23 protein-coding genes are annotated in these 21,247 nt (G+C 66.0%); 13 read left to right on the forward strand and 10 right to left on the reverse strand.

Going from position 1 to position 21,247, the window contains the following annotated elements; genetic code table 11:
• Positions 1-67: 67 nt before the first annotated feature.
• From AU188_RS17860 to AU188_RS17880, 5 genes are read right to left on the reverse strand one after another with little or no spacing between them, the layout of a single operon-like run.
• Entirely contained in the window at positions 68-979 is a 912-nt protein-coding gene (locus tag AU188_RS17860) for a 1,4-dihydroxy-2-naphthoyl-CoA synthase (RefSeq protein ID WP_059164999.1), read from the reverse strand.
• Positions 976-1,425, reverse strand: a complete 450-nt coding sequence (locus AU188_RS17865) for a nitroreductase/quinone reductase family protein (RefSeq protein WP_059165000.1) — start codon at positions 1,423-1,425, stop codon at positions 976-978. Before AU188_RS17865 ends, AU188_RS17860 begins: the two co-directional genes overlap by 4 nt.
• A gap of 10 nt (positions 1,426-1,435) precedes the next feature.
• On the reverse strand, positions 1,436-1,891 hold the full coding sequence (locus AU188_RS17870) for a nitroreductase/quinone reductase family protein (protein WP_059165001.1): 456 nt from the start codon (positions 1,889-1,891) through the stop codon (positions 1,436-1,438).
• Between the two features lie 16 nt (positions 1,892-1,907).
• Positions 1,908-2,594 carry an HAD family hydrolase gene (locus tag AU188_RS17875; RefSeq protein WP_059165002.1) on the reverse strand — a complete coding sequence of 229 codons (687 nt, stop codon included), beginning with the start codon at positions 2,592-2,594 and terminating at the stop codon, positions 1,908-1,910.
• Between the two features lie 9 nt (positions 2,595-2,603).
• Positions 2,604-3,806 carry an RNA polymerase sigma factor gene (locus AU188_RS17880; protein ID WP_059165015.1) on the reverse strand — a complete coding sequence of 401 codons (1,203 nt, stop codon included), beginning with the start codon at positions 3,804-3,806 and terminating at the stop codon, positions 2,604-2,606.
• 129 nt (positions 3,807-3,935) lie between these two features.
• Between AU188_RS17880 and AU188_RS17885 the strand changes: the two genes are divergently transcribed.
• A complete protein-coding gene (locus AU188_RS17885; RefSeq protein WP_059099472.1) occupies positions 3,936-4,145 on the forward strand; it encodes a ribosome modulation factor in 210 nt (69 codons plus the stop codon).
• A 119-nt stretch (positions 4,146-4,264) separates the two neighbouring features.
• Here the strand turns inward: AU188_RS17885 and fadD8 are convergent, their stop codons facing one another.
• Positions 4,265-5,866, reverse strand: a complete 1,602-nt coding sequence (gene fadD8, locus AU188_RS17890) for a fatty-acid--CoA ligase FadD8 (RefSeq protein ID WP_059165003.1) — start codon at positions 5,864-5,866, stop codon at positions 4,265-4,267.
• A gap of 372 nt (positions 5,867-6,238) precedes the next feature.
• On the opposite strand from fadD8, the gene AU188_RS17895 reads away from it, so the two are divergent.
• The 12 genes from AU188_RS17895 (at position 6,239) to AU188_RS17950 (ending at position 17,758) form a co-directional block, all read left to right on the forward strand.
• Complete coding sequence (locus AU188_RS17895) at positions 6,239-7,078, forward strand: MlaE family ABC transporter permease (RefSeq protein WP_059165004.1); 840 nt, start codon at positions 6,239-6,241, stop codon at positions 7,076-7,078.
• 1 nt (position 7,079) lies between these two features.
• Complete coding sequence (locus tag AU188_RS17900) at positions 7,080-7,934, forward strand: ABC transporter permease (protein ID WP_059165005.1); 855 nt, start codon at positions 7,080-7,082, stop codon at positions 7,932-7,934.
• On the forward strand, positions 7,935-9,557 hold the full coding sequence (locus AU188_RS17905) for an MlaD family protein (protein WP_059165006.1): 1,623 nt from the start codon (positions 7,935-7,937) through the stop codon (positions 9,555-9,557).
• Positions 9,554-10,609, forward strand: a complete 1,056-nt coding sequence (locus AU188_RS17910; protein WP_059165007.1) for an MCE family protein — start codon at positions 9,554-9,556, stop codon at positions 10,607-10,609. Before AU188_RS17905 ends, AU188_RS17910 begins: the two co-directional genes overlap by 4 nt.
• Complete coding sequence (locus AU188_RS17915) at positions 10,602-11,645, forward strand: MCE family protein (RefSeq protein WP_059165008.1); 1,044 nt, start codon at positions 10,602-10,604, stop codon at positions 11,643-11,645. The genes AU188_RS17910 and AU188_RS17915 overlap by 8 nt, the downstream gene beginning before the upstream one ends.
• Positions 11,642-12,763, forward strand: a complete 1,122-nt coding sequence (locus tag AU188_RS17920) for an MCE family protein (protein ID WP_059165009.1) — start codon at positions 11,642-11,644, stop codon at positions 12,761-12,763. Before AU188_RS17915 ends, AU188_RS17920 begins: the two co-directional genes overlap by 4 nt.
• Positions 12,760-14,106: an MCE family protein gene (locus tag AU188_RS17925; RefSeq protein ID WP_059165010.1), complete on the forward strand. Its 1,347-nt coding sequence runs from the start codon at positions 12,760-12,762 to the stop codon at positions 14,104-14,106. The genes AU188_RS17920 and AU188_RS17925 overlap by 4 nt, the downstream gene beginning before the upstream one ends.
• Complete coding sequence (locus AU188_RS17930) at positions 14,103-15,353, forward strand: MlaD family protein (RefSeq protein WP_059165011.1); 1,251 nt, start codon at positions 14,103-14,105, stop codon at positions 15,351-15,353. The genes AU188_RS17925 and AU188_RS17930 overlap by 4 nt, the downstream gene beginning before the upstream one ends.
• A gap of 9 nt (positions 15,354-15,362) precedes the next feature.
• On the forward strand, positions 15,363-16,028 hold the full coding sequence (locus tag AU188_RS17935) for an Rv1363c family protein (RefSeq protein ID WP_059165040.1): 666 nt from the start codon (positions 15,363-15,365) through the stop codon (positions 16,026-16,028).
• A 2-nt stretch (positions 16,029-16,030) separates the two neighbouring features.
• Positions 16,031-16,834: a mannan-binding protein gene (locus AU188_RS17940; RefSeq protein ID WP_059165012.1), complete on the forward strand. Its 804-nt coding sequence runs from the start codon at positions 16,031-16,033 to the stop codon at positions 16,832-16,834.
• Between the two features lie 2 nt (positions 16,835-16,836).
• Complete coding sequence (locus tag AU188_RS17945; RefSeq protein ID WP_059165013.1) at positions 16,837-17,409, forward strand: hypothetical protein; 573 nt, start codon at positions 16,837-16,839, stop codon at positions 17,407-17,409.
• A 76-nt stretch (positions 17,410-17,485) separates the two neighbouring features.
• Positions 17,486-17,758, forward strand: coding sequence for a DUF3253 domain-containing protein (locus AU188_RS17950; RefSeq protein ID WP_059165014.1), 273 nt, complete (start codon positions 17,486-17,488; stop codon positions 17,756-17,758).
• A 1,092-nt stretch (positions 17,759-18,850) separates the two neighbouring features.
• On the opposite strand, the gene AU188_RS17955 is transcribed toward AU188_RS17950, so the two are convergent.
• The 4 genes from AU188_RS17955 to AU188_RS17970 all read right to left on the reverse strand — a co-directional run bounded on the left by AU188_RS17955 (position 18,851) and on the right by AU188_RS17970 (position 21,246).
• Positions 18,851-19,123: a DUF3253 domain-containing protein gene (locus tag AU188_RS17955; protein WP_059165014.1), complete on the reverse strand. Its 273-nt coding sequence runs from the start codon at positions 19,121-19,123 to the stop codon at positions 18,851-18,853.
• A gap of 76 nt (positions 19,124-19,199) precedes the next feature.
• Positions 19,200-19,772, reverse strand: a complete 573-nt coding sequence (locus AU188_RS17960) for a hypothetical protein (protein WP_059165013.1) — start codon at positions 19,770-19,772, stop codon at positions 19,200-19,202.
• A gap of 2 nt (positions 19,773-19,774) precedes the next feature.
• Positions 19,775-20,578, reverse strand: coding sequence for a mannan-binding protein (locus AU188_RS17965; protein WP_059165012.1), 804 nt, complete (start codon positions 20,576-20,578; stop codon positions 19,775-19,777).
• A 2-nt stretch (positions 20,579-20,580) separates the two neighbouring features.
• Entirely contained in the window at positions 20,581-21,246 is a 666-nt protein-coding gene (locus AU188_RS17970) for an Rv1363c family protein (RefSeq protein WP_059165040.1), read from the reverse strand.
• Position 21,247: the final 1 nt, after the last annotated feature.

Here is a 21,247-nt window from a genome sequence, read left to right on the forward strand (position 1 = left end):
GAGTCTAAAGGGTGATTTCGGTGTCCGAACCGTCGCATCTCGACTGTTCGAGCACCGAAATCGCCGCCTAGAAGTAGCGCGGGAAGGCGCTCCAGTCGGGGTCGCGCTTCTCCAGGAACGCGTCGCGGCCCTCGACCGCCTCGTCGGTCATGTAGGCCAACCGCGTCGCCTCCCCGGCGAACAACTGCTGGCCCACCAATCCATCGTCGGTGAGGTTGAACGCGTACTTCAGCATCCGGATCGCTTGCGGCGACTTGCCATTGATCGCCGCCGCCCATTGGAGCCCGACGTTTTCCAACTCGGCATGGTCGACGACCTCGTTGACCGCACCCATCGCGTACATCTGCTCAGCGGTATACGGCCTGCCGAGGAAGAAGACCTCACGGGCGAATTTCTGGCCGACCTGCTTGGCCAGATACGCGCTGCCGTACCCGCCGTCGAAGCTGCCGACGTCGGCGTCGGTCTGCTTGAACCGGGCATGTTCGCGGCTGGCCAACGTCAGATCACACGTCACGTGCAGGCTGTGCCCGCCGCCGGCGGCCCAGCCGTTGACCAGGCAGATCACCGGTTTGGGCATGAACCGGATCAGCCGCTGCACCTCGAGGATGTGCAGGCGTCCGGCGCGTGCCGGGTCGACGGTCTCGGCGGTGTCGCCCGACGCGTACTGGTAGCCGCTGCGGCCGCGGATGCGTTGGTCGCCGCCGGAGCAGAACGCCCAGCCGCCGTCCTTCGGCGACGGTCCGTTACCGGTCAGCAGGATGACGCCGACGTCCGACGACATCCGCGCGTGGTCGAGCACGCGGTACAACTCGTCGACGGTGTGCGGACGAAACGCGTTGCGCACCTCCGGCCGGTCGAACGCGACGCGCACCGTGGGCTGCTTCACACCGTCGACGACGTGGCGGTGGTACGTGATGTCGGTCAACCCGAAGCCGTCGACGGGTTGCCACAGAGATGGATCGAATGGGTTGGCGCTCACCGGATTACCTTATCCATGCGGAACACGGGACACCGACCGGCGAGCGCCTCGAACTCGTCGGGGTCGGGCCCGGTGACAAGTCCGGCGTTCTTGATGAAGTCGACGCCGGTGGGCACCTTGACCGGAAATTCCCGCAGCAGCGGTCGGGCCTCCTCGACGGGCATCTCCACCATCCGCACCCGTTCGCTGCGGCGGCCGATGTGCAACGTGGCCTCGCCGGCTGCCCGGACGTTGGCGGCCCAGTCGGAGCCGGGCACCCCACCGACCACATAGCGTTGTCCGTCGACGACCATCGGCGTGACCGGGGTCAACCGACGTTTGCCGGTTTTTCGGCCCGGAACGGACAGTACGACGGGTCCCTTCTCGCCGAGAATGCCCAGCTTCTGCAGGCCGATCATCACCTTGTTGACGTACTTCAGCCACCACGGCAACCGAATGTCGGACATAGCCGTGACGCTACGTGATCGGGTAGATGCGGAACACGGGCAGGCGGCCGGCCATGTCCTCGAGTTCGTCGGGGCTGCCGGACTTCAGGATGCCTGCGCGTTTCATCAGGTCGACACCGACGGGTACCTGGGCCGGGAACTCCCGCAGCACCGGCCGCGCCTCGGCTGGCTCCAGCTCGACGAGACGCACCCGCTCGGTGCGCCGGCCCGTCCCCAGCGTGACTCGCTTCGCCGCGCGCACGTTGCGCGCCCAGTCCGCACCGGGATAGGCATTGACGACGTAGCGGGTGCCGTCGATATCCATCGGCGTGACCGGCGTCGCGCGTGCGTTACCGGTCCTGCGCCCCGGCACCGTCAGCACAACGGGGGATTCGTGCCGCGAGATCGGCAACCCCAGGCGCAGCGCCACCATCAACAGCTTGTTGGCGTACTTGAGCCACCGCGGTACTGCCCCCCGATCGTCCATGCCGTAACGCTATTGCTCAGACCGCGACGCCGTGCTCGGACAGCGCGACCCGCAGGCCATCGGGCCGGTCGGCGGTCGGCAGCGGGTCGACGAGGCTAAACTCGCAGCCGACCGCGCGGGCGCCGCCGTCGGCCTCGTCGCTGTCACCGACCATGAGCGCGTCCGCCGCGGCCACGCCGAGCCGGGTCAGCGCCGTCTCGAAGATCGCCGCGTCCGGCTTGACGGCCCCCACCTCGTAGGACAGCACGAACTCGTCGACGAACTCGGCGGCAGCGATCGATGCGAACGCCGGCCGCACGTCGAAGGCGATGTTCGACACGACCGCGGTCTTGACACCACGCCGGTGCAGACCCTCGAGCACCTCGGCGGTGTCCGGATACGGCGTCCAGTTCAGCGGGTCGATCAGGATGCCGTACAGCGATTCGGCGTGATGGTCGGCCAGCCCGGACTCCCGCAGCACATGCAGGTAGGCCTCGCGATGCAGGTGCGGTGCGAGGTCGCGGTTGAGCCAGGCGTGATACGCGTCCGGGCCCATGTCGACGTGCTGGCCGGTCGGCGCGGTGAGCCTGCGCATCAGCTCGGCCTGCACGTGCCCGTCGACCTCGCGGTCGTCGACCGCCATGCCGTGAAACCAGCTCTCGTCCTCCTCGAGCCGGAACAACGTGCCGGAATAGTCGAACAGCACCGCGCGTATCTGGTTCACCCCGCCATGCTAACCGCGTATCCGAGCGGCTTTGTCCCGCAGCACTTCTCGTTCTCGGTCGTTGTCGGTCATGGCGGCGGCGCGGTCGAACTCGGCGGCGGCCTCGGCCCCGCGACCCAGGCGAACCAACAGTTCCCCGCGCACGCTCGGCAACAGGTATGACCCGTCCAGGCCGGTCAACCCGTCGACGATCGTCAGCGCGGCCTCGGGACCATCGGCCATCGCCACCGCCACCGCCCGGTTGAGTTGCACCACCGGCGACGGCGACACCTGGACCAGCCCGTCGTACAGCACGACGATGCGGCGCCAGTCGGTGTCGGCGGCGGTCGGGGCGGTGGCGTGGCACTCGGCGATCGCGGCCTGCAGCGCGTACGGCCCCCAGCCGGAGCCTTTGCGCTGCACCGCATTTGCGGCGCGTTCGAGGGCTGCGACGCCGCGCTGGATCTGCGCGCGGTCCCACTTTGCCCGGTTCTGGTCCTCGAGCAGGATCGGCCTGCCGTCGCTGTCGGTGCGGGCGGCGAACCGCGACGACTGGAACTCCATCAGCGAAACCAGGCCGTGCACCTCGGGTTCGTCGGGCACCAGCGCCGCTAGCACCCGCCCGAGACGCAGTGCCTCGCTGCAGAGTTCGTCGCGAATCCAGCGCTGCCCGAACGAAGCCGAGTAGCCCTCGTTGTAGATCAGGTAGACGACGCTGAGCACCGCCGACAGTCGTTGCGGATACTCCGAGCGATCCGGCACCTCGAACGGCACGTCGGCGGCCGCCAACGTCTTCTTCGCGCGGGTGATGCGCGCGGCGATCGTCGGGGTCGACGCGAGGAACGCGCGGGCGATCTCCTCGGTGGTGAGACCGCCGACCACCCGTAGCGTCAACGCGATCTGGCCTTCGCGCGACAGCACGGGGTGCGACGAGATGAAGATCAGCCGCAGCACGTCGTCGTCGATGCGGTCGGGATCCCAGGATTCGTCGACATGGGTTTCCAGCTCGCGCGCCATCGCCGCGTACTTGCCGTCGAGATTCTCCTGGCGGCGCCAGTGGTCGATCGCCTTGCGTTTGGCGACGGTCGTCAGCCAGGCGCCGGGGTTGCGGGGCACACCGGTCTTCGGCCACTGTTCGAGCGCGTCGACGAGCGCGTCGGCGGCGAGGTCCTCCGCGAGCCCAACGTCACCGACCGTGCGGGTCAGCGTCGCGACGATCTTGGCGGCCTCCATCCGCCACACCGCATCGACGGTCTGGTGGATATCCGACACCCACCTATTCTGCCGAACAGACGCAAAATGCTCCGACACGCCGAGGAAATGGAGCACTTTACGTCTGCTCGGGCAGGAGAGTGGGGAACCATGACCCACAGGTTGGTCACCGCGTACCGGGAAGGCCGCAAGGCGTTCCCGCACACGCTCGCCAACCCCTATGCGGGTCTGGGTGACCGGGCCGTCGCGCGGATGTGGCGGCTGGGCTGGCAGCGGGCCGCCGAGGAGCAACAGGGCATCCCCAGCGAACAGGAACGGCTTGCTCGGTTCGCCGCCGAGATCGATGCGCTCCTGGACTGACCGCCTCCAGGCGCTCGTGCAGCACCACCGTCGCGTCACCCTCTAGGCGCGACCGACCGTGTTTGTACACCGACACGCCGTGTCAGCCTGTACAAAAGCGGTCGCTCGCCGAACGCACCTCAGCCGACGGCGCGCTCGCTACCCTCCCAGAACTGCGCCCGCACCGCCTTCTTGTCGGGCTTGCCGAGCGCGGTCACCGGCACCGAGTCGACGACGATGACCTGCTTGGGCGACTGGACCGAGCCCTTACGCTCCTTGACCGCGGTCTGAATCTCGCCGGTCATGCGGGCCACCGCATCTTCGGAACGATCGGCGTCGGGCCGCAGTACGACCACGGCCGTCACGGCCTCGCCCCACTTCTCGTCGGGTGTGCCGATCACGCAGACCTGTGCGACCGAAGGATGTTCTGCCACAACGTCTTCCACCTCGCGTGGGAACACGTTGAAGCCGCCGGTGACGATCATGTCCTTGGTGCGGTCGACGATGTAGTAGAACCCGTCGGAGTCCTCACGGGCCAGGTCGCCGGTGTGCATCCAGCCGTCGCGGAACGTCTCGGCCGTCGCCTCCGGCTTGTTCCAGTAGCCGCCGGACACCAGCGGGCCGGACACACAGATCTCGCCGACCTCGCCCTGCGGCACCGGGTTTCCGTCGGAGTCGAGCAATGCCACCCGCGCGAACACCGTCGGCCGGCCGCACGACGTCAACCGCTGCTCGTCGTGATCGTCCTTGGCCAGATAGGTGATCACCATCGGCGCCTCGGACTGGCCGTAGTACTGCGCGAAGATCGGGCCGAACCGCCGGATCGCCTCCCGAAGCCGGACCGGGTTCATCGCCGATGCGCCGTAGTAGACCGTCTCGAGCGAGGACAGGTCGCGGGTGTGCGAGTCCGGGTGGTCCATCAGCGCGTAGATCATCGACGGCACCAGCATCGTCGCGGTGATCTTCTGCTCCTCGATCACCCGCAGTACCTCGGCCGGGTCGAACTTCGTCAGCACGACCAACTCGCCGCCCTTGATGATCGTCGGGACGAAGAACGCCGCGCCGGCGTGCGAAAGCGGCGTGCACATTAAGAATTTCGGTCGCTCCGGCCATTCCCACTCGGCGAGTTGGATCGTCGTCATCGTGGTGATCGACTGCACGGTGCCGATCACCCCTTTCGGCTTGCCGGTGGTGCCGCCGGTGTAGGCCATCCCGCCGATGTGATCGGGCGGCAGGTCCGCGGCCACCAACGGCTGCGGCGGGTACTTGGCGGCCTCGGCGGTCAGATCGACGGCCACGCCCGCGAGCGCCTCGGGAACCGGGCCGATCGTCAGGATCTGCTTGAGGTTGGGCACTTTCTCCAGCAGGCCCAGCGCCCGGTCGACGAACTGCGGCGTCGGATCGATGATCAGCGCCGAGACGCCCGCGTCGGTCAGCACGTATGCGTGATCGTCGAGAGAACCGAGAGGGTGTAGTGCCGTACGTCGGTATCCCTGGGTCTGCCCGGCGCCGATGATCATCAGCACCTCGGGCCGGTTCAGCGACAGCAGACCAGTGGCGCTGCCGGTACCCGCACCGAGCGCCTCGAACGCCTGAATGTACTGGCTGATGCGCTCGGCGAGCTGTCCACCGGTCAGCGTGGTGTCGCCGAGGAACAGCACAGGCTTGTCCTTGTTGCGCTTGAGCGCGCCGACGGTCAGGTGGCCGGAGTGGATGGGATGGCGCAGCAGGTCATCACTCATGGCCCTCAGACTAGAACGTGTTCCAATCTCAGTCAGCGGGTCCCCGGGAATTGCCTGGCTGCGCCGCTCAACGCTGGAACCGGCGGGCAGCACCATTGCACGAAACGCGAATCGAACGCGACTTTTCGCTCGTCCCAGCGTTCAGCGGATCGGCCGGGAAGAGTGTGTTTTCAGAAAAGCCGCACCTTCGGCTTAAGTTAATGTGCATACTCGTCGGAACTGAGGGGCGACTGTCGAGGTTTGCGGCTATGTGGCCGAGGCGGCAGCCGACGCTCGTATGGCGGAATTATTACGAATACGCTGCGGTGGCCAGCTGTCATAGTGAATGCTGCCGATAAGGGGTGTAGGGCATTAAGTGAATGGCTGTTCATCATGACGACACGGGGTGACGGGGTCGAGGTCATCGGCGCATGGGCCGGTGGCTACGTCAAGCGTCACCCCCTGGCTTCGCTCGCGACGGTCGGCGACCAGTTCGTGATCGGCGCGCGCACGCTGCAGTACCTGTTCATCGACCTGTTCACCGGACGTTTCCAATGGTGGGAGTTCGTCCGCCAGGCAGCGTTCATGGCGGGAACGGCGGTGCTGCCGACGGTCCTGGTGGCCTTGCCCATCGGCGTGACACTGTCGATTCAATTCGCACTGCTGGCCGGCCAGGTCGGCGCCACGTCACTGGCCGGCGCGGCCAGCGGTCTGGCGGTGATCCGCCAGGCCGCATCTTTGACCGCGGCGATCCTGATGGCAGCCGCAGTCGGCTCGGCGATCACCGCAGACCTCGGGTCCCGCAAGATGCGCGAGGAGACCGACGCGATGGAAGTCATGGGCGTGTCGGTGATTCGCCGCTTGGTGGTTCCCCGTTTCGCCGCAGCGATCATGATCGGCGTGGCGCTCACCGGCGTGGTGTGCTTTGTCGGCTTCCTCGCCAGCTACCTGTTCAACGTGTATTTCCAGAACGGAGCTCCGGGCAGCTTCGTCGCGACGTTCGCGTCGTTCACGACGACCGGCGACATGATCGTGGCATTGGTGAAGGCGGTCGTCTTCGGCGCCATCGTCGCGGTGGTGTCGTGCCAGAAGGGACTGTCTACTCAGGGCGGTCCGACCGGGGTCGCCAACTCGGTCAATGCCGCCGTGGTCGAGTCCATTCTGATCCTCATGGTCGTCAACGTCGCGATCAGCCAGCTCTACATCATGCTGTTTCCCCGGGTTGGTCTGTGACATGGCGTCGACGTTCGTACCGCCGCTGCTCGCGCCCTTCGTCCGTCTCTACGGGAAGGTCGTGCCGCCGATCGGGCAGCTCGGCCACATGCTGGTGTTCTTCGTCCGGGCTGTCGTCGCGGTCCCCGTTGCGCTACACCACTACCGCAAAGAGTTCGTCCGACTGCTGTCCGACATCGCTTGGGGCAATGGCTCTTTGGTGGTGGGCGGCGGTACCGCAGGCGTGGCCATCGTTCTCGGCGTCACCGTCGGTGCGCTCGTCGGCATCGAAGGATACAACTTCCTCGATCTGCTGGGCCTGGGCCCGGCGACGGGAATCATCTCGTCGCTGGTGAACACCCGCGAGCTCGCCCCGATCGCCTTGTCGTTGGCGTTCGCCACGCAGGCCGGCTGCCGATTCACCGCGCAGCTGGGATCCATGCGCATCTCCGAAGAAATCGACGCCTTGGATTCATTGGCGATACGTCCCATCCCCTATCTGGTGACCACCCGGTTGATGGCCTCGGTGATCGCGGTCATTCCGCTCTACGTCGTCTGTCTGGCGGTCAGCTATCTGACGACGCAGGTTGTCGTGCAAGTCATCAGCGGTGGTGCGACCGGCTCGTATCTGCATTACTTCACGCTGATGCTGTCGGGTCAAGACATCTTGTACTCGCTGCTCAAGGCGATTGTCTTCGTCTGGATCGCCACGACGATCCAGTGCTACTACGGCTTCTATGCCAGCGGTGGCCCCGAGGGCGTCGGGGTTGCGGCCGGACACGCCATGCGGGCGAGTATCACCGTGGTGATCATCGTCAACATGGTGCTCACCATGGCGCTGTGGAACGTGGACGCCGGCGCGAGGTTTGGGGGGTAGGTGGCGAATTCCTTTGACCTGGACGGGCGCGGCCCAACCGATCGCCAGTTGATCGGCGCCGGGATCGTCGTTGTTCTTGTGGCAGCGCTGATTACGGCGACCCTTTTGGTGAAGGCGACAGGACGCCTGGATCCCTTCGTCCGCGTGGTCGCGAATCTGGTCAACGTGGGCGACGGACTGCCGCAACGCTCCGACGTGAAATACCACGGCGTCTTGGTCGGTGCCGTCGACAGTGTCACCCCGGCCGCGCACGGAAACCCCAACTACGTCCACATCAACCTCAAACCCGAATACGCACCGTCGATTCCGAACAATGTGACGGCCCGGGTGGTGCCCAGCAACGTGTTTGCGGTGTCCTCGGTGCAACTCGTAGACCCCGGCGGCGGGCCGCCGAACGGCGTGAGGCCTGGGCCGGCGATCCAGGCGGGTGCGCACATTCCGGAGGACACCGAGCTACCGACGGTGTTGTTCCAGACCACGATCAGCAAGCTCCGCGACATCCTGGCCGCGACCGGTCGGGGTCGCGAAGACAAAACCGTCGGCATCCTGGCCGCGGTCAACGAGGCCACCGAGGATCGCCGTACCCAACTGCTGGCCGCCGGCGCCCAATTGGACCGGCTCATCAATGAGGTCGATGCGATCGTGGCCACCGAGCCGGACTCGACGACGGTGTCGGCGCTCACCGATGCGGCCGTGGGGCTGCAGCAGACCACACCTGAGTTGTTCGCCGCGCTGCAGAAGGCGGTGCGGCCGATGCAGGTCCTGGTCGAACAGCGGGCCCAGCTCGACGCTCTGGTCAGCGGTGGTGTCCACACCATGAATACCACCCACACCGCCCTGAACAACCACACCGACCGAATGGTCAAGATCACCTCGGAGCTGACTCCGGTGGTCGCCAACCTGGCCGATACCTCGCACCACTGGGTGCCGGCCTTCGTCAAGCTGAATCAGCTCTCGGACAAGTTCTTCGACGAGGTGTGGATGCATGACCGCGACATCAGCAACATGCGCGTGAACCTGTCGTTCACACCGAGCTACACCTATACCCGTGCCGACTGCCCGCAGTACGGCGAACTCAAGGGCCCGAGCTGTTTCACCGCGCCGTTGGTTCCGGTCCGGCCTCCGTTGCCGGATACGTTGTTACCACAGAACTTCCAGCCGCCGAAGGACCTGGCGCCGCCGCCCGGCACGGTCCTGGGGGAGAACGGCAACCTGGTCGCCGTCGGACCGCCGCTGGTGAACCCGTACCCCAACCTGGCCGATCCGAATCCACCTCTGCCGCCGGGAGTTTCGCCCTCACCACCGGTACCCGGGTCGGCCAACCCGGCGCTTGAACCGACGCCACCGCCGCCGGTGAACCAGTCCCCGCCGGCACCGGTCGCGCCCAAACCATGGGATTCGCCACCGCCCGCCGGTCCCCAGCAGGCCGAGGCTGCACCGGCTCCTGCTGGATTGCCGGCTCAGCCGGCAACATTCGGTGGCAATGTGGGACCCGTTGGTAGCCAACAGGAACGCGACCAACTCTCCGTCATCACCGGCCAGCCGGCCACCACGGCGACGCAGCTGCTGCTCGGGCCCGTGGCCCGCGGCACGACCGTCTCGCCTGACCAGGAGGCGCGATGAGGTACCGCGGCGCACTGATCGGCCTGTCCCTGTTCATGGTGGTCGCCGTGACGCTGACCTGGCTGGTGTACGTCACGCTGCGTCGAGACGTCGTCGGCCGGACCGTGCCCTACGCCGCGATGATCACCGACGTGTTCGGCCTGCGGGAGGGCGATGACGTCCGGATGGCCGGCGTCCGCGTCGGCCGGATCGAAAAGATCGAGCTGGCAGGCGATCTCGCCAAAGTGTCGTTCGTCGTGCAGGACGACCAGCAGGTGCTCGGCACCACCGTCGCCTCGGTGACCTACCAGAACATCGTCGGCCAGCGATATCTCGGTCTGTCGCTGGGCAATCTCGGTGACCCGGGGCCGCTGCAGCCCGGCAGCGTCATCCCCGTCGAGCGCACCGATCCGTCGTTCGATGTCGGCCGGCTGCTCAACGGGTACGAGCCGCTGTTCAGTGTGCTCGATCCCAAGCACGCCGACAACCTGACCAAGGGTGTCATCCAATCGCTGCAGGGCGACAAGGGGTCCATCACCGCCCTGGTGGACCAGACCAGCCAACTCACCGAGTCGTTCGCCGGTCAGGACGAGCAACTCGGTGAGGTGATCACCGACCTGAACGTCGTGGTCGCCAACCTCGCGCGGCACAACGACGACCTCGATCACATCATCGGCGAAGCCCGCACGGTGGTGTCGACCTTCGACGCGCGGCGTCCCGAATTGGTGGAGTCGATGAGTTCGATCGCGAAGGTGGTGCGGCAACTGTCGACGATCTCGGATGAGGTGTACCCGTCGCTGAAGGAAATGGTCACCCGCGAACCGGGATTCGCGGCGCACATGGTCGGTCTGGAGAACCAGCTGGCGTTCACCGGCGCCAACCTCCCGTTGCTACTGAAGGGCTTCGCGCGCATCACCAGCGAAGGCGCGTTCGCCAACGCTTACGCATGCGACCTGAACATCCAAGGATTCTTCCCCGGCCTCAACGACGTGGTGCCGATCATCGTGGACGCCGCCACTCCAGGCAACAAGGCTCGTTACACCCCGAAGTGCAGGAACATGGCCAATGGCTGATCAGACGATGGCGCGGCGCCGCCGCCCACTGGAGAACCGCAACAAAACCTGGATGGGTGTCGTTGCCGTCCTGGTGGTTTCGTTGCTCGTCGGAACGCTGCTGTTGTTCAAGGTGGCCAACTTCGGCTACCGGCAGTACACGGCGCACTTTTTGCAGGCCGCCGCGTTGCAAGTCGGTAACCCGGTCACCGTTGCCGGCATCCCGGTGGGCGAGGTATTGAGCATGGACCTCGCCGGTGACTACGTCGAAGCCAGGCTCAAGGTACGCAATGACGTGGTACTGGGCGAGGATTCGCGGGCGTCGATCAAGATCACCACGATCCTCGGCTCGCGGTATCTCGCGCTGATTCCCGATGGTGCGGGCTCGTTGCCGAACGACACCTTCGACCTGACCCACACCGAGGTCCCCTACGATCTGCAGGAAGCCCTGGCCGACGTCACCAGAACCTACGAGCAGGTCGACTCGGACAAGTTCGCCGAGACGCTGTCCGTCCTGGGCGAGCAGCTGAAGACGCTGCCGCCGGTGGTGCCCCAGGCCCTGGAGAACACCCACACGCTGTCGACGATCATCGCCGAACGTCGCGACCAACTGGGCGAACTGCTGAAAACCACTGAGCTGGTCAGTAATACGCTGCGCCGTCAGCAGTCCACCATCGGCAGCCTGGTGAATCAAGGCAACTCGTTGCTCGGCGAGTTCGTCGAGTCGCGTGCGACGTTTCACGCGATGATGGATGCGCTCACCAACCTCGTCGAAACATTGAGCGGCGTCGTCATCGAGGACCGGCCGGAACTCGAGGAACTGCTGCGCAATCTGCGTGAGCTGTCCACTCTGCTCGCCCGCGACGGCGATGGCTTCCTGCGCAGCATGCTGCAGTCCGCGCCGATCGCGGTGCGCAACCTGGCCAACGCCACCGGAAGCGGCAATGCAGCTGGGTTCAACGCGACCAACGGCCTGCTGGTCGATTCGTGGATGTGCGCCATCAGCGGCCGCGCCAAGCAATTCTCCATGATCGAGTACTTCCAGGACTGCAAATGAGGCTGACGAACACCAAGCTGCTGATTGCCGGTGCGATCGCTCTGGTCGTGGGTGTGGCGCTGGCCACCGTCGCGGTCGTCTACACCAAGGACCAACTCGACACCATGACCGTGACCGCCCAATTCGACAGCGCCGCAGGACTATACGAGGGCAACACCGTCGCGGTGCTCGGGATGCCGGTCGGCGAGGTCACCAAGATCACCCCCAAGGGCGGCTACGTCGAGGTCGACTTCACCGTGGACAACGATGTCAAGGTTCCCGCAGACGCCCAGGCGGTGACGATCTCCAACTCGATTCTCACCGACCGGCAGATCGAACTGACGCCGCCCTACTCGGGCAGCGGTCCGATCCTTCAGAATCACGCGACCATCGGCCTGAATCGCACACAGACTCCGGTCGAATTCGCCCGGGTGCTCGACGTTCTCGACAAGCTCTCGGTCTCTCTGAAGGGCGACGGAAAGGGTAACGGCCCGATCGCCGATGTGGTCAACGCCAGCGCCACGATCGCAGACGGCAACGGCCAACAAATGAAGGACGCGCTCGGTGAGCTGTCGAATGCCTTGCGGCTCAGCGCCGATCGCGGCACGGTGACCAGGAATCAGCTGACCACCATCGTCCGGAACTTGAGTTCGTTGTCGGAGGCGGCGGCCAGGAATGACGAGACGTTGCGGGAATTCGGCTCGTCGGTGCGGGCGCTCAGTCAGATCCTGGCCGATGAGAACCTCGGCAGCGGTACCACGGGCAAGAAGATCAACGAGGTTTTGACCAACACCCGTGAGGTGCTCGAGATCCATCGCGACACCATCAAAAACCTCGTCGCCAACGGCGACATCGTGCTGAACACCGCTGTCGATCACGAACGCGAACTCAAGGAATTCCTCGACGTGGCGCCGATGACACTGGACAACCTGTACAACATCGTCGATCAGAAGAACGGCGCCTTGCGGGTCAAGGTGCTCACCGACCGGGTGTTGTTCGACAACCAGTTCATCAAAGAGGTGTGCAACGTGATGGGGCTGCGGCAACTGGGCTGTAGCACCGGGACGTTGCAGGATTTCGGGCCGGACTTCGGGCTGACGCACATGCTGGACGGACTCGCGGCGATGGGGCAGAAATGAGGTACGCGATCCGCAGGTCGTGGCCGATAGCACTCGCGACGGCGGCGTGCCTGGCCCTTTCCGGCTGTGGCACCGGCGGTTTGGCCAGCCTTCCGCTGCCAGCACCAGGCGTTGGGACCGGCGGCTATCGGCTGACGGCGGTGTTCTCCAACGCGCTGAACCTGCCCGCCAACGCCAAGGTGAAGCTGGCCGGTGCCGATGTCGGCCAGATGGAGTCGATGCAGGCGCGCAACTACACGGCGGTGACCACCTTGCGCATCATGGACGGGGTTCGGTTGCCTCAGGGAAGCACCGCCGAATTGCGTTCCGCGACACCGCTTGGCGATGTTTTCGTCGCGATCAAGCCGCCGTCTCCCGCCGATCCGAACGCGCCGCTGCTGTCCGACGGCGACACGATCCCGTTGGACCACACGACAGCGGCCGCGACGGTGGAATCGGTGCTCAGTTCGGCGGCGGTATTGGTGAACGGCGGTGCGGTGCGCAACTTCACCAACATCATCAACGGACTGGGCAAGGCGACCGGCGATCAGGGCGAGGCGTTCGGCAATCTCATCCGCAAGACCAACGGCACCCTGGGCACGCTGAACGCCCGGTCCGGGCAGATCTCGAACGCGATCACCGAAACCTCCCGGCTCGTCGAGGCCATTGAAGCCAAGAACGAGACCATCAGCGAGGTGATGGCCGAAGCCCGGCCGGCCACCGACACGCTGGCGGCGCACACCACCCAGATCGCCGACCTCGTCGAGCAGATCGGTGATGTGTCGGTCCAGGCGCGCAAGTTCCCGTCGATCGCCGGCACCGACACCAGCGGCCGCAGCGTCATCGCCGACGCCAACACTGTCGCCGGGGCGTGGAACGACGTCGTGCTGACTCCCGACGCGACGCTCTATGCGCTCAACCGGCTGATGCCCCCATTCGTCAAGTCGATGACCGGCAACGCGCTCGCGACCAACGCGAGCATCGACCGGTTGATCCTCGGACACATACCCGATATCGGCTTCGCCGGAGACCCGGGGTTCCACGGTCCCAAGTGGCACAACTGGTTTCACCTTGTGGGCTCGTTCAAGTACACGTTGTACCGGCTGCAGGAGAAGATCGTCGGTAAAGGTCCCGGCGTGCCGCAGGTTCCGGTGATCCCCAGCCCGACCGGGCCGGGGCAAGTGGAGATCGCAGGGCCACCGCAGGCCCCACCGACTCCGCCGGCGCCGCTGCCCGTCGCGCCGCCGGCGACCGATATCCCGCTGCCGGCACTCGGGCCGGTGGCGGGGCCACCGCTGCCACCGTCGTCCGCACCCGCGCCGCTGCCGGCGCCCGCGCCGCTGCCCGCGGAGGCGCCCCGATGATCTCGACACCTGCCGACCGGCTGGTCGACCTGGTTCGGTTCGGCCACCGCCGCCGCGCCTGGTTGTCGGCGGCCGGGCTGGTCATGGTCCTGGTGGTGGCGACCGGATATCTGCTGTTCGGTGCGTTGCGGGTGAATCCGTTCGCCTCGCAGTATCAACTCACCGTCCAACTGCCCGAGTCGGCCGGTCTGCTGCCCAATCAGGACGTCACGATGCGTGGCGTGCCGATCGGCCGGGTGGACCGGCTCGACATCACCCCGGCCGGGGTGAACGCGGTGGTCAACGTCAAATCGACGATGAAGATCCCGGAGTCCAGCGATGTCCGGGTGTCGGGCCTCTCGCCGGCCGGTGAGCAGTACATCGACTTCGTGCCGGAGTCCGACCGAGGTCCGTTCCTGGCCGACGGCGCCGTCATCGGCCAGGGTAGGGCGACGGTGCCGGTCAGCCTGGCCGAGCTGCTGGCCGACGCGGACGGGGCGTTGGCGCAGACCGATACCGAGAAACTCGAGCTGATCAGGCGAGAGCTGAGCCTGTCGGAGGCCGGCCCGCAGAAGCTGGAGGACATCGTCGAAGGCGGCACGTTCCTGCTGTCCACGATGGATTCGGTGTTGCCGGAAACGAGCAGCCTGCTGCGGACCAGCCGGGTGGTGTTCACGTTGGCCGCCGACAAGAACGCCGGAATCGCAGTCGCCTCAGACAATCTGCAGCACAGCTTCGTCGGCATCAACAAGATGCGCGAAGGCTATCGCCGGCTCACCAACCAGGGTCCGGATGCGCTGACCGCAGTCGACAACCTGTTCATCGACAACTCCGACACCATGGTGCAACTGCTGGGCAACCTGACCACTACCTCCCGGCTGCTGTACCTGCGGGTGCCGGCACTCAATGCGCTGTTTCCGGACTACCGAACCTCGCTGCTCGACGCGCTGGGCACCGCGATGCACGACAACGGGCTGTGGGCCACCGGCGACATCTACCCGCGGTATCACTGCGACTACGGAACGCCGCGCCTGCCACCGTCGAATGCGGACTACCCGGAACCGTTCATGTACACCTACTGCCGCGACGATCACCCCGGGGTGCTGGTCCGCGGAGCCAAGAACGCGCCACGACCGGCCGACGACGACACCGCGGGTCCTCCGCCCGGTGCCGATCTCGGCCGGCAGACGGATCCAACCCCGAAGGGCCGGTTCACCATTCCCACCCCCTACGGTGGGCCGACCTTGCCGATCGAGCCACCGCGCTAGGAGATGAAGATGTCAATTACTTCCGACTCCCTTACCAACGACGACACCGACATGAAGTCCGACGGTGACGGCGACACACCTGAGGCAACGCCGGATTCAACGCCGGACCCGGCGCCCGATGCAGCTCCCGAAGCCGCCTCGGGAGGTGACGACCAGACACCCGACGACCCGACGTCCGCCACGAACGGCGAACCGAACTGGCCGCGCCGCGTCCGGCTCGCTGCACTGGCCATCCTGGTCGTCGGTGTGCTGGCCGGCTCGGGCTTCATGGGCTGGCAGTTGTGGCAGCAGCGGCAGGTGGCACAAGCCGGCGATGCCGCCCAGCAAGCGGCGGTCGAGTACGCGCAAGTGCTGACCAGCATCGACTCGAACAAGGTCGACGAGAACTTCGCGGCCGTGCTCGACGGCGCGACCGGCGAGTTCAAGGACATGTACTCGAAGTCCAGCACCGAGTTGCGCCAGTTGCTGATCGACAACAAGGCCTCCGCGCACGGAGTGGTGCTGGAGTCGGCAGTGCAATCTGCCACCACCGACAAGGCGGTGGTGTTGCTGTTCGTCGATCAGGCGGTGCAAAACGCCAGCGTCCCGGATCCGCGCATCGACCGCAGCCGGATCAAGATGACCATGGAGTACGTCGACGGCCGTTGGCGCGCAAGTAAAGTCGAGCTGCCGTAACCATGCGCCCGCGGAATCTGGGTACTGCGATAGCCGTGGTGGCTGCCGTCGTAATCGCCGCCGCACCACCCGCGTCGGCGTCAGCCTCGGCGTTCTGCGGTGAGTTGGGCGGCCAGTGGGACGGACAGTTCTGCAGCACGTCGGTGGAGTCGGAGCGAAAAGCGGTCCGCAACATCAAGATGGCGTTGCCCGGCGACTTGGTGGAAAACCCCGTCATCCGGGAGTACCTGACCGACCTGATGAACAACTGGCGCACCGCCGCCAAAATGATGGTCCACGACAGCTTCGGCGAGCAGCACTTCCAGACCTTCCGGCATGGCGACGCGACGACGGCCGTTTTCCACGAGATGTACTCGGGCACGGTCGGTACCGACGCCCTCGCACACCCGAACGCGCCCATCATCAGCGACGCCTACCGCACCTTCACCTTCGCCGACGGGCAACAGCTGCAACTGGCCGACCTGTTCAAACCGGGCGTCGACCACCGGGCCGAGATCCCGCGCCTGGGTGCGCCGTTCATCGTCGCAGCACTCGACGCCGCACCGCCGCCGCACCAGCCCGGCACCTATCCGTTCACCCCGGACCGCTGGACCCCGGACAAGGTGTACTCCGGCGGCTACCGGGCCTGGGCGCTCACGCCGGATGAGCTGATCCTCTACATGCCCGACTATCCGGTCGGCCGCGACACCCCGTCGGACTACACGATCGGCCGCATGCAGTGGGCGATGGACGGTGGCACTGTGCAAGCCCATATCCCGCTCGCGGCGTTGGCGCCGGTCCTGCGTCCCGAATTCGGCGGAGCATAGCGATGTTTCGAGCATTCGCCGTGCTACTGACGGCGCTGTTGGTGTTCGCACCGGTGAGCCGGGCCGAACCCGCCGCCCCGACGTTGCCGGTGTTCGTTCCGTACCCGTCGAATTGGTCACCCGACTACACCGTGTTTCCGTACAACCTTTGGCAGGTGCGGGCCACGCCGGAGCAGATTACGGCACAACGTGACTCGTGTCAGTGGTTCAATGCCCAGTACGACGAACTCATGACCCAGGTGTACGGCTTTCAGCACTTCCTTGGCGATAAGGGCGACGACTGGTCGACACCGGGTGTGACAGAAGCCGGCGATGTCGTCGCCGCCAACCTCGACCAGTCCGCGGCCTTCCTCGATCCTCGCGCGCACACCCTGTTCATCGTCAACTACCCGGACCAGAGCGAGTATTCGCCTCTCTTCCACGGGGATTCGATCTACCGGCTCTGGTACCAGTTCACCCAGATCAGCGACAAGATCAAACAGCGGCTGCCGTCAGGACAGATCAACGCGAACATTGCAACCGCCAACGTCTATGGCCGGGCAATCCGCGATTCCGGAGTGTGCGCTGGGGCGTGAAACCGGTTGTCTTGCCGTACCCCCTCGATACGATTGCGCCATCAGACTTGTGCCAACGAGGAAGTCGCGAGGCGCGATGTCCGGCGACATCGAGCGCCTCCGCAGCGTCATTTTGCGCATCGCCCGGGAACGCGGCGCAGACAAGACGATCCGCCCGTCCGACGCCGCCCGCGCAGTCGGTGGTAACGACTGGCGCGACCTCATGGACGACGCCCGCGACGTCGCCAGGGACCTGGCGCGCCGAGGCGAGGTCGAGACCACCCAGAAGGGCGAGGTGGTCGATCCGGACGCGACGTGGCGGTGCCCCATCCGGATCCGCGCGACGCCAGTGCGCCCGCCGGTCGCGTAGCAGTCACGCCGGCCACTCAGCCCGGTGTCGGCAAAGTTCTCCCGAATCGCTCCCAGGGCAAGCTCGATGGGTTAGCGTTCGAGCAGTTCGACTCGTCGGGGAGTGGGTATGGGCGAATATGCTTCAGCGTCAATAATTTTGGGTGACGCGCCATCGGGTGCCGCGCTGAGGAGCGAAAGATGAGTCGGACCAAAGTCTCCGAAGTCCGCGACATCGTGGCGAAAGGTGCAGTGGCCGGGGCGCTCATCGTCATTGCCGCGATGGGCGCCGCGGTGCCGGCGAGTGGAATGCCAGCCCTCGCAGGACTATCCCTTGCGCCGGCGCCGCTGCAGCCTCCCGGCCCGCCGCCTGGACCTCCGACGAGCCCCGATGATCCCCGATGTGCGGCGATGCCGACGTACCCCGTGTGCCAGGGCGGCCCGTATGCGCCTCCGCCTCCGCCGGGGCCACCGCCGCCTCCGTCACCCATGACGGGGCCGCCTACCGGCCCGGCAGATCCCGCATGCATCGGCCAGCCTGCCAACCCGATATGTGCTGGCGGCCCGTACGGGCCGCCAGCACATATCGGGTTGGCAGGCTGGCCGATGCATGCGGGATCTGCCGGGCCGGTAGGCGGCCCCGTCATGGGTGACGGAGGCGGCGGTGGCCCCGGCGGAGGCGGAGGCGCATACGGGCCGCCCTGGCACACGGGGTACGTCGGCATCGCCGCACATCGGGGATCATCGGGGCTCGTCGGAGGTCCAGGCGGCGGGCCGGGAGGCTGCAGCGGCGCCGGCGCAAGGGATAGTCCTGCGAGGGCTGGCATTCCACTCGCCGGCACCGCGGCGCCCATCGCGGCAATGACGATGAGCGCCCCGGCCACTGCACCTTTCGCCACGATGTCGCGGACTTCGGAGACTTTGGTCCGACTCATCTTTCGCTCCTCAGCGCGGCACCCGATGGCGCGTCACCCAAAATTATTGACGCTGAAGCATATTCGCCCATACCCACTCCCCGACGAGTCGAACTGCTCGAACGCTAACCCATCGAGCTTGCCCTGGGAGCGATTCGGGAGAACTTTGCCGACACCGGGCTGAGTGGCCGGCGTGACTGCTACGCGACCGGCGGGCGCACTGGCGTCGCGCGGATCCGGATGGGGCACCGCCACGTCGCGTCCGGATCGACCACCTCGCCCTTCTGGGTGGTCTCGACCTCGCCTCGGCGCGCCAGGTCCCTGGCGACGTCGCGGGCGTCGTCCATGAGGTCGCGCCAGTCGTTACCACCGACTGCGCGGGCGGCGTCGGACGGGCGGATCGTCTTGTCTGCGCCGCGTTCCCGGGCGATGCGCAAAATGACGCTGCGGAGGCGCTCGATGTCGCCGGACATCGCGCCTCGCGACTTCCTCGTTGGCACAAGTCTGATGGCGCAATCGTATCGAGGGGGTACGGCAAGACAACCGGTTTCACGCCCCAGCGCACACTCCGGAATCGCGGATTGCCCGGCCATAGACGTTGGCGGTTGCAATGTTCGCGTTGATCTGTCCTGACGGCAGCCGCTGTTTGATCTTGTCGCTGATCTGGGTGAACTGGTACCAGAGCCGGTAGATCGAATCCCCGTGGAAGAGAGGCGAATACTCGCTCTGGTCCGGGTAGTTGACGATGAACAGGGTGTGCGCGCGAGGATCGAGGAAGGCCGCGGACTGGTCGAGGTTGGCGGCGACGACATCGCCGGCTTCTGTCACACCCGGTGTCGACCAGTCGTCGCCCTTATCGCCAAGGAAGTGCTGAAAGCCGTACACCTGGGTCATGAGTTCGTCGTACTGGGCATTGAACCACTGACACGAGTCACGTTGTGCCGTAATCTGCTCCGGCGTGGCCCGCACCTGCCAAAGGTTGTACGGAAACACGGTGTAGTCGGGTGACCAATTCGACGGGTACGGAACGAACACCGGCAACGTCGGGGCGGCGGGTTCGGCCCGGCTCACCGGTGCGAACACCAACAGCGCCGTCAGTAGCACGGCGAATGCTCGAAACATCGCTATGCTCCGCCGAATTCGGGACGCAGGACCGGCGCCAACGCCGCGAGCGGGATATGGGCTTGCACAGTGCCACCGTCCATCGCCCACTGCATGCGGCCGATCGTGTAGTCCGACGGGGTGTCGCGGCCGACCGGATAGTCGGGCATGTAGAGGATCAGCTCATCCGGCGTGAGCGCCCAGGCCCGGTAGCCGCCGGAGTACACCTTGTCCGGGGTCCAGCGGTCCGGGGTGAACGGATAGGTGCCGGGCTGGTGCGGCGGCGGTGCGGCGTCGAGTGCTGCGACGATGAACGGCGCACCCAGGCGCGGGATCTCGGCCCGGTGGTCGACGCCCGGTTTGAACAGGTCGGCCAGTTGCAGCTGTTGCCCGTCGGCGAAGGTGAAGGTGCGGTAGGCGTCGCTGATGATGGGCGCGTTCGGGTGTGCGAGGGCGTCGGTACCGACCGTGCCCGAGTACATCTCGTGGAAAACGGCCGTCGTCGCGTCGCCATGCCGGAAGGTCTGGAAGTGCTGCTCGCCGAAGCTGTCGTGGACCATCATTTTGGCGGCGGTGCGCCAGTTGTTCATCAGGTCGGTCAGGTACTCCCGGATGACGGGGTTTTCCACCAAGTCGCCGGGCAACGCCATCTTGATGTTGCGGACCGCTTTTCGCTCCGACTCCACCGACGTGCTGCAGAACTGTCCGTCCCACTGGCCGCCCAACTCACCGCAGAACGCCGAGGCTGACGCCGACGCGGGTGGTGCGGCGGCGATTACGACGGCAGCCACCACGGCTATCGCAGTACCCAGATTCCGCGGGCGCATGGTTACGGCAGCTCGACTTTACTTGCGCGCCAACGGCCGTCGACGTACTCCATGGTCATCTTGATCCGGCTGCGGTCGATGCGCGGATCCGGGACGCTGGCGTTTTGCACCGCCTGATCGACGAACAGCAACACCACCGCCTTGTCGGTGGTGGCAGATTGCACTGCCGACTCCAGCACCACTCCGTGCGCGGAGGCCTTGTTGTCGATCAGCAACTGGCGCAACTCGGTGCTGGACTTCGAGTACATGTCCTTGAACTCGCCGGTCGCGCCGTCGAGCACGGCCGCGAAGTTCTCGTCGACCTTGTTCGAGTCGATGCTGGTCAGCACTTGCGCGTACTCGACCGCCGCTTGCTGGGCGGCATCGCCGGCTTGTGCCACCTGCCGCTGCTGCCACAACTGCCAGCCCATGAAGCCCGAGCCGGCCAGCACACCGACGACCAGGATGGCCAGTGCAGCGAGCCGGACGCGGCGCGGCCAGTTCGGTTCGCCGTTCGTGGCGGACGTCGGGTCGTCGGGTGTCTGGTCGTCACCTCCCGAGGCGGCTTCGGGAGCTGCATCGGGCGCCGGGTCCGGCGTTGAATCCGGCGTTGCCTCAGGTGTGTCGCCGTCACCGTCGGACTTCATGTCGGTGTCGTCGTTGGTAAGGGAGTCGGAAGTAATTGACATC

This window comes from Mycobacterium sp. IS-3022 (assembly GCF_001500065.1).
GTDB lineage: Bacteria > Actinomycetota > Actinomycetes > Mycobacteriales > Mycobacteriaceae > Mycobacterium.